Origin of the sequence: Rhodococcus parequi (assembly GCF_046042785.1) — a bacterium.
Lineage (GTDB): Bacteria > Actinomycetota > Actinomycetes > Mycobacteriales > Mycobacteriaceae > Prescottella > Prescottella parequi.
The window spans coordinates 815,341-828,804 of record NZ_JBDLNV010000001.1; the positions used below are offsets into that span (position 1 = coordinate 815,341).

The 13,464-nt window shown below is 67.8% G+C and carries 14 protein-coding genes and 1 tRNA gene; 8 read left to right on the plus strand and 7 right to left on the minus strand.

The window, feature by feature from the left end:
* Window positions 1–30: 30 nt before the first annotated feature.
* The 4 genes from ABEU20_RS03910 to ABEU20_RS03925 form a co-directional block, all read right to left on the minus strand.
* Window positions 31–357, minus strand: a complete 327-nt coding sequence (locus ABEU20_RS03910) for a transglycosylase family protein (protein ID WP_420163052.1) — start codon at window positions 355–357, stop codon at window positions 31–33.
* A 435-nt stretch (window positions 358–792) separates the two neighbouring features.
* A complete protein-coding gene (locus ABEU20_RS03915; protein ID WP_420163053.1) occupies window positions 793–1,452 on the minus strand; it encodes a cysteine hydrolase family protein in 660 nt (219 codons plus the stop codon).
* A 90-nt stretch (window positions 1,453–1,542) separates the two neighbouring features.
* Window positions 1,543–2,736, minus strand: coding sequence for a lipid-transfer protein (locus ABEU20_RS03920; RefSeq protein ID WP_420163054.1), 1,194 nt, complete (start codon window positions 2,734–2,736; stop codon window positions 1,543–1,545).
* A complete protein-coding gene (locus tag ABEU20_RS03925) occupies window positions 2,733–3,185 on the minus strand; it encodes a Zn-ribbon domain-containing OB-fold protein (protein WP_420163055.1) in 453 nt (150 codons plus the stop codon). The genes ABEU20_RS03920 and ABEU20_RS03925 overlap by 4 nt, the downstream gene beginning before the upstream one ends.
* Before the next feature lie 349 nt (window positions 3,186–3,534).
* On the opposite strand from ABEU20_RS03925, the gene ABEU20_RS03930 reads away from it, so the two are divergent.
* Window positions 3,535–4,434, plus strand: a complete 900-nt coding sequence (locus ABEU20_RS03930) for an alpha/beta fold hydrolase (protein WP_420163056.1) — start codon at window positions 3,535–3,537, stop codon at window positions 4,432–4,434.
* Window positions 4,424–4,561 carry a hypothetical protein gene (locus ABEU20_RS03935; protein WP_420163057.1) on the plus strand — a complete coding sequence of 46 codons (138 nt, stop codon included), beginning with the start codon at window positions 4,424–4,426 and terminating at the stop codon, window positions 4,559–4,561. Before ABEU20_RS03930 ends, ABEU20_RS03935 begins: the two co-directional genes overlap by 11 nt.
* A 315-nt stretch (window positions 4,562–4,876) precedes the next feature.
* Here ABEU20_RS03935 and ABEU20_RS03940 read toward each other — a convergent pair.
* Window positions 4,877–4,953, minus strand: a tRNA-Leu gene (locus tag ABEU20_RS03940).
* 110 nt (window positions 4,954–5,063) lie between these two features.
* Between ABEU20_RS03940 and ABEU20_RS03945 the strand changes: the two genes are divergently transcribed.
* Window positions 5,064–5,684 carry an ANTAR domain-containing response regulator gene (locus tag ABEU20_RS03945; RefSeq protein ID WP_420163058.1) on the plus strand — a complete coding sequence of 207 codons (621 nt, stop codon included), beginning with the start codon at window positions 5,064–5,066 and terminating at the stop codon, window positions 5,682–5,684.
* A gap of 81 nt (window positions 5,685–5,765) precedes the next feature.
* Window positions 5,766–8,504: a DNA polymerase I gene (gene polA / locus ABEU20_RS03950; protein ID WP_420163059.1), complete on the plus strand. Its 2,739-nt coding sequence runs from the start codon at window positions 5,766–5,768 to the stop codon at window positions 8,502–8,504.
* A 120-nt stretch (window positions 8,505–8,624) separates the two neighbouring features.
* Here polA and trxA read toward each other — a convergent pair whose 3' ends face one another.
* Both trxA and ABEU20_RS03960 read right to left on the minus strand, forming a co-directional pair.
* Window positions 8,625–8,990 carry a thioredoxin gene (trxA, locus tag ABEU20_RS03955; protein ID WP_420163060.1) on the minus strand — a complete coding sequence of 122 codons (366 nt, stop codon included), beginning with the start codon at window positions 8,988–8,990 and terminating at the stop codon, window positions 8,625–8,627.
* Window positions 8,991–9,110: 120 nt separating this feature from the next.
* Window positions 9,111–9,638: a 2'-5' RNA ligase family protein gene (locus tag ABEU20_RS03960; RefSeq protein ID WP_420163061.1), complete on the minus strand. Its 528-nt coding sequence runs from the start codon at window positions 9,636–9,638 to the stop codon at window positions 9,111–9,113.
* A gap of 43 nt (window positions 9,639–9,681) precedes the next feature.
* Here ABEU20_RS03960 and ABEU20_RS03965 point away from each other — a divergent pair, with 43 nt between their 5' ends.
* From ABEU20_RS03965 to ABEU20_RS03980, 4 genes are all read left to right on the plus strand, one after another.
* On the plus strand, window positions 9,682–10,755 hold the full coding sequence (locus ABEU20_RS03965) for an isocitrate/isopropylmalate dehydrogenase family protein (RefSeq protein ID WP_420163145.1): 1,074 nt from the start codon (window positions 9,682–9,684) through the stop codon (window positions 10,753–10,755).
* Window positions 10,756–10,840: 85 nt separating this feature from the next.
* Complete coding sequence (locus ABEU20_RS03970; RefSeq protein ID WP_420163062.1) at window positions 10,841–11,737, plus strand: ABC transporter substrate-binding protein; 897 nt, start codon at window positions 10,841–10,843, stop codon at window positions 11,735–11,737.
* 20 nt (window positions 11,738–11,757) lie between these two features.
* Window positions 11,758–12,702 (plus strand): amino acid ABC transporter permease, encoded by a 945-nt coding sequence (locus tag ABEU20_RS03975; RefSeq protein ID WP_005512898.1) that lies wholly within the window; start codon window positions 11,758–11,760, stop codon window positions 12,700–12,702.
* Window positions 12,703–12,710: 8 nt separating this feature from the next.
* Complete coding sequence (locus ABEU20_RS03980) at window positions 12,711–13,463, plus strand: amino acid ABC transporter ATP-binding protein (protein ID WP_022596191.1); 753 nt, start codon at window positions 12,711–12,713, stop codon at window positions 13,461–13,463.
* Window position 13,464 lies beyond the last annotated feature (1 nt).

Sequence of the window (13,464 nt, forward strand, 5' to 3'; positions counted from 1 at the left end):
GCGTGAAGGATCCCTCCGTTCAGGGACGAATCACAGGTACTGCCCACACGACGGCCAGGCGCCGGAGCCCGAGGTGGCCAGGACCTGCTCCGCGACCCGGATTTGCTCCTCACGCGAATTGTTGTGTGGCAGACCGGAGCCGCCGTGCGCCCCCCAGGTGTCGGCGCTGAACTGCAGTCCGCCGTAGTAGCCGTTCCCGGTGTTCGCGGCCCAATTGCCGCCGCTCTCGCACTGTGCGACGGCGTCCCAGTCGCCGGATGCGGCATGCGCGGGCGCGGCGCTCACGACGAGCGGTGCGGCGACGGCCGCGGTGGAGGCGGCGAGGCCGCCGAGGAGGCGTGTGATGGACTTCGGCATCGATGGTGTCCTCTCCGTGCTGATGGGTGAGGGTCCCGACTGGCGCCGCACGAGGGCGCCGATGTTGCGTTCCCTCACGTCTGCCCTGGAAGGTCTTCGTGTCCGATCCGGCGGGCAGCGACGGTGAAAGCGGATCGGCGGTGGGCTCTTTCGGTTCGAGCCGTGATCGACGCTAGGACGGACCACCGTCCACGTCACGGGTCGGTTTTCTGGTACGCCAGTGCGTGTTCGGGACGAGACTTTCACGGTCTTCCCAGGTGAGCGTGCAGAACGGAGGCCCCTGATGATGTTGGATCCGGGTCCAGACAGTGACGAGGGTCACTACATGCGAGTGGTGTGGGTCACATCTAGTAGCGGTGCGAAACGCCCTCGTGACCCGATAGTGTGCGTCGATCACGAACGGTACATGCGTCGCGACTGCAGCAAAATCCCTGGTCATCGGTCGGATTCGAGCCCGTCGGCCACTTCGGCGGCGGTCATGGGCACGACGCCGATCGCACGCGCGTCCGCGAGCCGTTCGTCGGTCACCCGGGAGGTCGCATCGATCGCGAGAACCGTGCGGAAATCCCGCGCGCTCGCGTCGAACAACGTGGCCCGAGGACAGTTCGGCAGGTTGCAGCCCGCGACGACGACCGTGTCGACACCTGCGCGCTCGAGAAGTGCGTCGAGTCCGGTGCGGTGGAACGCACTCCAGCGCGGCTTCCACATCACGACCTCGGAGTCGCCGACCACTTGGAACCCGCTGCGCAGCAGCAACTCCTGGTCGAGAGGGCCGGCGTCGGCAGGAAGGAGTGCGCGCACAATCCGGGATCCGTCGGTGCCCGGACGAACGATGCGTGCGTCATCGCGGGTGATGGCGGTGCGGCGGACGAGGTCGACGTCCTCGCCGTCGTAGATCCGCACGGCATGCACTATCGGGCGCCGAGCGCGGCGGAACGCCTCGAGGAGGCGAGCCAATGAGGGGAGGACCGCCGCGGTACCCGGCACCGGCAGGGCCCCGTCGTCGAGGAAGTCGTTCTGCATGTCGATCACAAGCAGCGCCGACGTGTGCAGGTGGGGGCGTATGTGCTCGTCGAGGGTGCCGAGATTCGCCATGTCATCGAACCTAGTGGTGGGCACATGGTTCGGGAAGCACGAAGCGCTCCCGTCCTCGGGACGGGAGCGCTTCACGCGACATGTGCTGGGTCAGGCGGAGACGATCACCGACGAGCCGTGGCCGAACAGGCCCTGGTTGGCGGTGATGCCGACGCGAGCGCCCTCGACCTGACGACCCTCGGCCTGTCCGCGCAGCTGCCAGGTGAGCTCGCACACCTGCGCGAGGGCCTGAGCGGGGACGGCCTCGCCGAAGCAGGCCAGGCCGCCGGACGGGTTGACCGGGATGCGGCCACCGATCGTGGTGTCACCGGCACGCAGCAGGTGCTCGGCCTCGCCGCGCTTGCACAGCCCCAGGTCCTCGATCCAGTCGAGCTCGACGGACGTTGCGAGGTCGTAGACCTCGGCGACGTCGACGTCCTCGGGCGAGATGCCGGCCTCCTCGTAGGCGGCGTCACCGATCGACTCCTTGAACGTGCGCTCCGGCGCGGGAACCGCGGACGCCGACTCGGTGGAGAAGTTCGGCATGTCCATGATGGTCTGCGGGAACGTGGGCGTGACCGTCGAGATCGCCTTGATCCGAACGGGATCCACGATGCCCTTCTTACGGGCGTACTCCATCGACGTCAGGATGATGGCGGCGCCGCCGTCCGACGTGGCGCAGATGTCGAGCAGGTGCAGCGGGTCGGCGACCATCGGCGATGCGAGAACGTCCGCGGCCGCCACTTCCTTGCGGTAGCGCGCGTACGGGTTGTTGAGACCGTGTTTGGCGTTCTTCACCTTGACCGCGGCGAAGTCCTCGGGCGTCGCACCGTACAGGTCGATGCGGCGACGCGCGTTGAGCGCGAAGTAGGCCGGGTTCGTCATACCCATCAGGCGGAAGCGCAGCCAGTCCGGATCGTCCCAACGCTCGCCGGCGACGGGAGCCAGGAAGCCCTTCGGGGTGGTGTCGGCGCCGACGACCAGCGCGACGTCCGACAGACCGGCGAGGATGCGGGCGCGGGCGGTGTCGAGGGCCTGCGCACCGGTCGCGCACGCCGCGTACGACGTCGCGACGCGAGCGCCGTTCCATCCCAGTGCCTGTGCGAACGTGGCACCGGCGACGTAGCCGCCGTATCCGTTGCGGATCGTCTCTCCGCCGACGACGAGGTCGACATCGGTCCAGTCGATTCCCGAATCTGCAAGGGCGGCACGGGCTGCGGCCACGCCGTACTTGACGAACGAGTGGCCCCACTTGCCCCACGCGTGCATGCCGACGCCGAGGACGGCCACATCGTTGTTGCTCATGCCTGTGCCCCGTTCTCTGCTGCCGCGAGCGGCTTCCAACGCCAGATGCTGCGGTCGCCCGACTCGTCCGTGTAGAGGGTCTCGACGACCAACTCGACCGGGTTGCCCACCTTGAGGTCCGCCACACCGAAGCCGTCCGCGACCTGGCCGAGCACGACGAGTCCCTCGGGCAGTTCGACAGCGGCGAGGGCGAACGGCACGTACGGGTCGGTCGTCGCGATGTACGGCGCCGGCGGCTTGTACTGCGCGTCGGTGTACGACCACACCTTGCCGAAGCGGGAGAGCTCGACGTCGTCGTACTCCTCGCCGGAGCACGCCGGGTTCTTGCAGAAGGTGGTCTCCCGCGGGAACGAAATCGTGCCGCAGGACCGGCACTTGGTGCCGATCAGGGCCGGCTCCGGCCCGGTGGTGAACCAGCCTTCGACGGCCGGTGTGGCGGTGTCGCTCATGCAAACCTCATCTGCTCGTCGAGCCTGAACGGCCGGTCGCGTCGGTGACCGGCAACGGAACGGGTTGCAGTATGGCATGAGTTAACTGATTCCCGATGTGCGATCCCATCCACCGGACGACGCTGCGGATTCCCGCCCGACGGTGCCGCGACAAACATGTCGAACGTCCGGCCAGCGGGACTCGGAGCCGGCTGCGGGGTGCCCTCCGAAAAAGACCAAACGACCGAAACGGACGACACACGCTCACCTGCAGGAAGCGGGCAATGTGCGGGTCCTGGCAGTGTGGCTGGACACGCGTCAATTCCCGACGGCGAAGTCCGTCACTGTCGGGCGACCGACCGTTATCGTGATGGCGACGCGTCGGAGGTGCGCTGTGCCCAGAGTGACTGTCAGACCCGAGGATCGGGTGATCAGTCTGCGTGACGGTCGGTCGATGGGATTCGCCGACTATGGTCCCGCAGACGGATTCGTCGTGGTCAACGCCCACGGCGGACTGTCGTGCCGACTCGACATTCGGGCGGCCGCCCCGGTCGCCGAGGCGGCCGGAATTCGGCTCATCTCACCGGATCGCCCCGGGATCGGGCTGTCCGATCCCAGTCCCGGACGGACGGTGCTCGACTGGGCGTCCGACGTCGAACAACTGGCCGACCACCTCGGCGTCGAGCGCATGGGCGTACTGGGGTGGTCGATGGGCGGGCAGTACGCGGCCGCGCTGGGGTACGCCTTGTCGTCGAGGATCAGTCGCGTCGCGATCGTCGCCGGTGCGCTGCCGCTGACCGAGGCGGGAACCTTCGCGCGGCTGCCGCGGATCGATCGCGTGTTCACCCGGATGTCCCTGGGGTGCCCGGCACTTGCCGGGGCGTCCTTCCGGGGATTGTCGGTGCTGGCTCGGGCGATGCCGAGGCAGTTCGCGCGGATCTCGGCGCGCACCCTCGCTCCCGCCGACGCGGAGGTGGTCGCCAGCGAGCTCACCGCGTTCTCGGCCATGACGGACGAGGGGCTGAGGAACCCGGCAGGGGTCGTCGAGGACTACCGGGCCTGGATGCGGCCGTGGGGTTTCGACCCGGAGGATCTCGAGGTACCGGTGGACGTGTGGTGGGGTGACGCGGACCGGTTGATCCCACGCGAGTGGCCGGCCGAACTCGCGACCCGAATCCCGAAGTCCACGTTGAACATCGGGTCGGGCGGCCACTTCATGGCCCACCTCCACTATCGGGCGATCCTCGACTCTCTCGCCGATGCGTGCTGAAGTCGTCGAGATCCGCTCGGTTCGTCGTGACCTGCTGGCCGAGTCCGCCGACGGGCAGCGGCGGCGAACCGGGCGGCACTCGCACTCGACCTCGAACACCCACGTCGCTCCGGCGTCGCGTCGATGACCCGGCGCTGTCGGCGCTCGCTCGTCGGCACGTCGAACCACTCGGGAACCTGGTGATCGTGGTCGGCAGGCAAGGTGCCGCCGCGACGGCGCGAAGTTGCGCGAAGCAATTTCACCATCGGTTTCACACTTGTGCGTAGTGGGCGCATCCGCATAGTTGTGGCACTCTGGAGTTGCTCCTTTTGGTAGGGGAGACCGAGAAGGCCCCGGGATCGCGAGATCTCGGGGCCTTACTCGTATGTATCGGGTGGACTCGCTCGTCGGTGGGAAATCCCGCCGCCTGCGCAATTGCCGATCGGAATTCGATGAAGTGATGTGGTGCCCTCGGTGAGACTCGAACTCACACTGCACGGGTTTTGAATCCGTTTCCTCTGCCAATTGGGATACGAGGGCGTCCTGCGGGTTCCTACTCTAGAAGATCACGGAGCACAGTCAAACCACCGGTACCCTCGAAGCGTTCGCGCCCCGATCAGCGGGCGCCGACCCCGAGGAGACAGGTGACCATGAACGCTCCCGCCACGCAGGGCACGGAACGACGGCCGCGGCGTGTGGTGGTGGCGGAAGACGAGGTTCTGATCAGGCTCGACCTGGTCGAGATGCTCCGCGAGGAGGGCTACGACGTCGTCGGCGAGGCCGGTGACGGCCAGCGCGCCGTGGAGTTGGCGGAGGAACTCCGTCCGGACCTCGTGATCATGGACGTGAAGATGCCGCGCCGCGACGGCATCGACGCCGCCTCGGAGATCGCCGCCAAGCGTATTGCTCCCGTGGTGATTCTGACCGCATTCAGTCAGCGCGAACTGGTCGAGCGCGCCCGCGATGCCGGCGCGATGGCGTATCTCGTCAAGCCGTTCTCGAAGTCCGACCTCGTGCCGGCCGTGGAATTGGCGGCGAGCCGGTTCGTCGAGATCTCACTGCTCGAGCGGGAGGTCGCGAATCTGTCCGATCGGCTCGAGACACGCAAGGTCATCGAACGCGCGAAGGGCGTGTTGATGCAGTCGCAGAACCTGTCGGAGCCCGAGGCCTTCAAGTGGATCCAGCGAGCCGCGATGGATCGGCGGACGACCATGAAGGCCGTCGCCGAGGTGGTTCTCGACACCCTCGGTGGGGGCGGTTCACCCGCCTGACCGGGCGAAGGTGCGTTCCGGTCGACGACGCGCGGGGACGAGGGGCCGTGGTGTCGGCCCTTCTCCCTAGACTGGTCAACCGTGAGCCCCGCAACCACGTCCTCGTCCATCACTCCTGCCACCGCCGACGCGCCCGGCTCCGAGCGGCCGACGCTGCTGCTCCTCGACGGGCACTCCCTGGCGTACCGCGCGTTCTTCGCGCTGCCGGCCGAGAATTTCAAGACGCAGAGCGGTCAGGCCACCAACGCGGTGTACGGCTTCACGTCGATGCTGATCAACCTGCTGCGGGACGAACAGCCCACGCACGTCGCGGCCGCGTTCGACGTGTCCCGGCAGACGTTCCGCGCCGAGGCGTTCCCGGAATACAAGGCCAACCGCAGCAAGACCCCGGACGAGTTCAGGGGGCAGGTCGACATCACCAAGGACGTGCTCGCGGCAATGGGCATCCCGGTGATGGCGATCGAGGGGTTCGAGGCCGACGACATCATCGCGACCCTCACCACGCAGGCCACGGCACTGGGCTATCGGGTGCTGGTCGTGACGGGGGACCGCGACGCACTCCAGTTGGTCACCGACGACGTCACGGTGCTCTATCCCCGCAAGGGTGTCTCCGATCTCACACGGTTCACCCCCGCGGCCGTCGAGGAGAAGTACGGGCTCACCCCGCAGCAGTACCCGGACTACGCGGCGCTGCGTGGCGATCCGAGCGACAACCTGCCCGGCATCCCCGGTGTCGGAGAGAAGACCGCCGCCAAGTGGATTCGCGAGTACGGCTCGTTCGAAAACCTGGTGAACGAGGTCGACAAGGTGAAGGGCAAGGTGGGCGAGTCGCTGCGGGCGAACCTCCCGTCGGTGGTCCTCAACCGTCAGCTCACCGAGATGGTGCGCGACGTCGCCTTGCCGTACACGCCCGACCAGTTGGCGCTCGCGCCCTGGGACCGCGAACGCATCCACGCGCTGTTCGACGACCTCGAGTTCAAGGTGCTGCGCGACCGCCTGTTCGCGACCCTCAGTTCGGTGGAGCCGGAGGCCGAGGAGGGCTTCGACGTCAGCGGACGGGCTCTCGCTCCGGGTGAGGTCGCGGCGTGGATCGCCGAGCACGCCTCGACCGGTGAGCGGCACGGGCTCTCGGTCGTCGGAACCACCACTCCCTACGGCGGTGACGTGACGGCCGTCGCGATCGCAGCCGCCGACGGCGAGGGCGCCTACATCTCCTCCACCACGGCGACGCCGGAGGACGAAGCGGCGCTCGCGGAGTGGCTCGCCGATCCCGGGCGGCCCAAGGCGCTGCACGAGGCCAAGCGGGCGATGCACGCGCTGCGCGGGCGCGGCTGGACCCTCGGCGGGCTCACCAGCGACACCGGGCTGGCCGCGTACCTGGTCCGCCCGGGGCAGCGCAGCTTCAACCTCGACGACCTGTCGCTGCGCTACCTCAAGCGCGAGTTGCGTGTGGAAGAGTCGGGGCAGCAGCAGCTTTCGCTGTTGGACGACGAGGACGCGGCCGACGCCGAAGCGGCCGAGGGAGAGATTCTGCGCTCCCGGGCCGTCGTCGATCTCGCCGCGGCACTGGACACCGAACTCGCCGACATCGAGGCCACCGGGCTGCTCGCGGACATGGAGCTCCCGCTGCTCGAGGTGCTCGCCGACCTCGAGTCGACGGGCATCGCGGTCGACACCGCGCATCTGCACGATCTGCAGTCGGCGTTCGCCGCTCGCGTCGCCGAGGCAGCCGAGGCGGCCTACGCGGTGATCGGCAAGCAGATCAACCTGGGTTCGCCGAAGCAGCTGCAGGTGGTGCTGTTCGACGAACTCGACATGCCCAAGACCAAGAAGACCAAGACCGGCTACACCACCGACGCCGACGCGTTGCAGTCCCTGTTCGAGAAGACGCAGCACCCCTTCCTCGAACACCTGCTCGAGCACCGTGACGCGACCCGACTGAAGGTCACCGTCGACGGTCTGCTCAAGACGGTCGCCGAGGACGGGCGGATCCACACCACCTTCAACCAGACCGTCGCGGCGACTGGACGGCTGTCCTCGACCGAGCCGAACCTGCAGAACATCCCGGTGCGCACGGACGCCGGGCGTCAGATCCGGGACGGGTTCGTCGTCGGTGAGGGCTACGAGACGCTCCTGACCGCCGACTACAGCCAGATCGAGATGCGGATCATGGCGCACCTGTCGGGCGACGAGGGGCTGATCGAGGCATTCAACACCGGAGAGGACCTGCACAGCTTCGTCGGCTCGCGCGCCTTCGGCGTACCGATCGAAGAGGTCACCCCGGAACTGCGGCGCCGGGTGAAGGCCATGTCGTACGGACTTGCCTACGGGCTCAGCGCATTCGGTCTGGCAGCGCAGCTCAAGATCTCCACCGACGACGCCAAACAGCAGATGGACGCGTACTTCGCGCGGTTCGGTGGCGTCCGGGACTACCTGCGCGAGGTCGTCGAGCAGGCGCGCAAGGTCGGCTACACCGAAACGCTGTTCGGTCGCCGGCGTTACCTGCCGGACCTCAACAGCGACAACCGGCAGCGTCGGGAGGTGGCCGAGCGTGCCGCTCTCAACGCGCCTATCCAGGGCACGGCCGCCGACATCATCAAGGTGGCGATGATCGACGTACAGCGTGCCCTGCGGGACGCCGGGCTGGCGTCTCGGATGCTGTTGCAGGTCCACGACGAACTCGTCCTCGAGGTCGCGGCGGGTGAACGCGAGCAGGTCGAGCAGTTGGTGCGCGAGAAGATGGCGGCGGCCATCGAACTGTCGGTGCCGCTCGAGGTGTCGGTCGGTACCGGTCGCAGTTGGGACGCCGCAGCCCACTAGTCGCAGCCCATGAGCCGCAGCCCATGAGCCGCAGCACTGACGCAGCACTGATGCACGGGGACGCCCCGGCACACCGAAGCGGTGCGCCGGGGCGTCCCCGGAACTTCGTTGCGTGGGCGGTCAGTTGCCCGTCTGCGTCGCGATCTCCGCGCGGACGGCGTCCATGTCGAGCGCCTTGACCTGCGTGATCAGGTCCTCGAGGGCAGCCGGCGGCAGCGCGCCCGCCTGATTGAACACCAGGACGCCCTCGCGGAACGCCATGATCGTCGGGATCGAGCGAATGCCGGCGCCGGCGGCGAACTCCTGCTCCGCCTCGGTGTCCATCTTGCCGTGCACGACGTCGGGGTGCTTCTCGGAGGAGGTCTCGAACGTCGGCGCGAAGTTGCGGCACGGGCCGCACCACGAGGCCCAGAAGTCGACCAGGACGATGTCGTTGTCCTCGACGGTCTGCTTGAAGTTCTGCTGGGTCAGGGTCTGGGTAGCCACGAAGGCTCCTTTCCGGGGAGTCGTCATCGATGTCCGGTGGTTGGCCGGTACAACGCTCCGCCCGCCGAAATTCTTCCGTATCGCCGAACGGGCCCGACCCCCGTGGTCGGTTTCGCCTGTTCAGGGATGGCGTGCGATACGCCACTCACGTTTGTCGTCCGAGTCCCACCGGCGAATCCCGGCCGACGTTCCGACGATGTCGCGACTACCGGCACGCGTCACTGCGACGGCCGTGCCGAGATCGGTGGACTGGATGCGCCGCGACAGCGTGACATGCGGCGTCCATTCGCCGGGGACGATGTGCGGGGGCACCCCCTCGCAGTCCGCGATGAGTTCGTAGACGATCCGCTGCAGGGTGAGCAGCTCCGTCGTCGGCACCACCAGGCGAGCCAGCGTGAGCCGGCGACCACCGAACACCACGACCCCACCGAGCCGGATCGGGAGCGGCGCCGAGGGAAGTTCCCGCACCAGCGCGTCCTCGATGTCGTCGGGGATGTGACTCGCGACGCCCATCGTGACGTGAGGCCGGTTCGATTCCGCGGTGATGCGGTCCTGACTGGGCAGGCGCGCGGACGAGAGCCGCCGCCATTCGGCGCGCACGGTTGCGTCGATGTCGGGGTCGAGCAGCAACTCCACGGACTGGACCATCGTGAGTAATGATTGTCGCGTGGGCAGCGTCGACACAGGAGATTTGCGGAATCTGCGCCTCGGTTCGTTGCGGGGCGACGGCATCGGGGGCGAGATCGTGCCCGCGACCCGGGACGTGGTCGATGCCGCGGTGTCGGCCGCGGGTCTTCCGCACGTGGAATGGGTGCCGTTGCCGATCGGGTTCGACGCGATCGAGTCGCACGGAACGCCGATACCCGAGAGCACTCTCGTCGCTCTGGCGGATCTCGACGCATGGATCCTGGGCCCGCACGACAGTGCGTCCTATCCCGACCCGTTCCAGATGCAACTGACCCCGGGCGGCGCGATCCGCAAGCGTTTCGACCTGTACGCCAATATTCGGCCGGCGCGGGCCCTGCCCGGGGTGCGAGCGGTCTCGCCGCGCATGGATCTCGTCATCGTGCGGGAGAACACCGAAGGCTTCTATGCCGATCGCAACATGTTCGCCGGCAGCGGCGAGTTCATGCCGACACCGGACGTGGCGATGGCAGTCGGGGTGGTCACCCGGCAGGCATGTGAACGCATCGCGCACACCGCGTTCGAACTCGCGCGGCGACGGCGCCGTCGGGTCACCGTGGTGCACAAGGCCAACGTGCTCTCGACGACCACCGGCCTGTTCCGCGACGTGTGCCGTGAGGTGGGCGCGCACTACCCGGATGTCGCTCTCGACGACGAGCACGTCGATGCCATGGCCGCCTACCTGGTGCGGTGCGGCGACGAGTACGACGTCGTCGTCACCGAGAACATGTTCGGCGACATCCTGTCCGATCTGGCCGCGGAGCTGTCGGGATCGCTCGGGACCGCGGCTTCGATCAACGCGTCCGAGACCAAGGCGATGGCGCAGGCCGCCCACGGCGCCGCCCCGGACATCTCCGGACGCAACCGCGCCAACCCCGTCGCCCTCTTCCTGTCTGCGGCGATGCTCCTCGACTGGATTGCGTCCCGGCGGGACGAGGCGGGCTTCGCCGCCGCGGCCGACCGGATCCGCAGTGCCGTCGAGCGAACCGTGGAGTCGGGCGTCGCCACGGCCGACCTCGGTGGACTGGCGTCGACCAGTGAGTTCACCGAGACCGTCGTCGCTCGGGTGTTCCGCCGGTGATCTCGGGCCGCGTTCGGTATCTGTGCGGAACACGCAGTAGGGTGTCCCGGGTTCGCCGGTCGGGAAACGGAGGTTCGAGGCGCGCGTGTTCGCTCGATTCGCAAGGTGCGTGACCGCTGCCGTCGTGACATCCGTCGTCGCCTTCGGGGCTGTGGGATGTGTCACGAACGACGAGGGGTTGGTTCCGGTCCTGCCGGATATCGAAGTCGACCGGGTCGCCCCGATCGCCGACCAGCTTCCGCCGGAGGTCGCGGCCTCCGGCGAACTTCGTATCGGCACGAATCCGCCGTACGCGCCCAACGAGTTCAAGGACGAGTCGGGCGCGATCGTCGGTTTCGACGTGGACCTGATGGAGGCGGTGGGCGCGGTCCTCGGCCTGACGCTCGACCTCAAACAGACCGATTTCGACAAGATCATCCCGGCCGTCCAGGCCGGGACGCTCGATCTCGGCATGTCCTCGTTCACCGACACCCTCGAACGCGAGAAGAGTGTCGACTTCGTCACCTACTACAGCGCGGGAGTGCAGTGGGCACAGCGCGCGGGCGACGACATCGACCCGGATGACGCGTGCGGGCTGCGGGTCGGGGTGCAGACCACGACGATCGAGGACATCGACGAGGTCCCCGCGAAGAGCGCGGCGTGCGTCGCGGCCGGGAAGCCGCCGATCCGCAAGATCAAGTACGACAGCCAGGACGACGTGGCCAACGCGCTCATCCTCGGCCGGGTGGACGCGCTGTCGGCCGACTCGCCGGTGACCGCGTACGCGATCAAACGCAGCGACGGCCGCATCGTGCCCGCGGGCGGCGTGTACGACGCCAGCCCTTACGGATGGGTGGTCGCGAAGGGGTCACCGCTCGCCCCGGTGCTGCAGCAGGCGGTGCAGTACCTCATCGACGGCGGTCAGTATCGGGCCATCGCCGAGGCCTGGGGTGTCGAGGCGGGGATGATCGACACATCGGTCGTCAACGGCGCAACGAACTGAACACAGGAGAGAGAACAGTAATGCCAGCCAACGAGAGCCGACCACCGGACGCCGTGGTCGCCTCCGAGCCGGAACCCATCAAGGCGGTGCCGTTGCGGCACCCGGGCCGCTGGGTCGCGGCAGTCGTCGTGCTGGCGCTGTTCGGCCTGTTCGTCTACGGGGCTGCGACCAACGAGGCTTTCCACTGGGATGTATACGGGCAGTATCTGTTCGACAAGCGGATCACCGCGGCCGCCTGGAAAACCATCCAGTTGACGGTGCTGGCGATGGTGATCGCCATCGTGCTCGGCGTGGTCCTGGCCGTCATGCGGCTCTCGCCCAACCCGGTCCTGCGCTCCGCGGCCTGGGTCTACCTGTGGGTGTTCCGCGGAACCCCGGTGTACGTCCAGCTGGTGTTCTGGGGACTGTTCCCGTCCATCTACAAGACGATCGACGTGGGCATCCCATTCGGCCCGCAGTTCGCGCACTTCGACATCCAGGCGCTCGAGGCGGCCTTCCTGTTCGCGGTGATAGGCCTGGCGCTCAACGAGGCGGCGTACATGGCCGAGATCGTGCGAGCCGGAGTGGGGTCGGTGAGCGAAGGTCAGACCGAGGCGTCCACCGCTCTCGGCATGTCCTGGGCGCAGACCATGCGCCGGACGGTGCTGCCGCAGGCGATGCGGGTCATCATTCCGCCGACAGGCAACGAGTTGATCAGCATGCTCAAGACCACGTCGCTGGTCGCCGCGGTGCCGTACAGCCTCGAGTTGTACGGCCGGGCCCGGGACATCTCCGGCGCCAACTTCTACCCCGTGCCGCTGCTGCTCGTCGCGTCCACGTGGTACCTGGCGATCACCAGCATCCTGATGGTCGGTCAGTACTACATCGAGCGGCACTACTCCAAGGGGGCCTCACGTACCCTCACCGCCGGTCAGCTGCAGGCGCTCGCGAAGGCCCAGCGCCGCGACGAAGGGGGAGCGGTGTGACCACCCCCATGGTCCGCGCGGATCGGGTCTGCAAGAACTACGGTGCGCTACAGGTGCTCCGCGGCATCACTCTCGAGATCCCGCGCGGCCAGGTGCTGTGCCTGATCGGTCCGTCCGGCTCCGGCAAGTCGACGTTCCTGCGCTGCATCAATCACCTCGAACGCGTGGACGCCGGACGCCTGTACGTCGACGGTGAACTCGTCGGCTACGCGGAGCGCGGTGGCAAGCTGCACGAACTGAGCCCGCGGGCGGCGGCCAAGCAGCGCCGCGACATCGGCATGGTCTTCCAGCACTTCAATCTCTTCCCGCACCGCACCGTTCTGGACAACATCGTCGAGGCGCCGGTGCTCGTGAAGAAGGTGCCGCGTGCGAAGGCCGTCGCGCAGGCTCGGGAACTGCTCGACCGGGTGGGTCTGTCGTCGAAGGCCGACGCCTATCCCGTGCAGCTGTCCGGCGGTCAGCAGCAGCGGGTCGCGATCGCTCGCGCCCTCGCGATGGAACCGAAACTGATGCTGTTCGACGAGCCCACGTCCGCGCTCGATCCCGAACTGGTCGGCGAGGTGCTCGGTGTCATGAAGGAGCTCGCGAGAGACGGCATGACGATGGTCGTCGTCACCCACGAGATGGGCTTCGCCCGCGAGGTGGCCGACCAACTCGTGTTCATGGACGGTGGTGTGGTCGTCGAAGCCGGTAACCCCCGGGAGCTGCTGGCGAACCCGCGGCAGGAGCGGACCAGAGCCTTCCTGTCGAAACTGTTGTGAG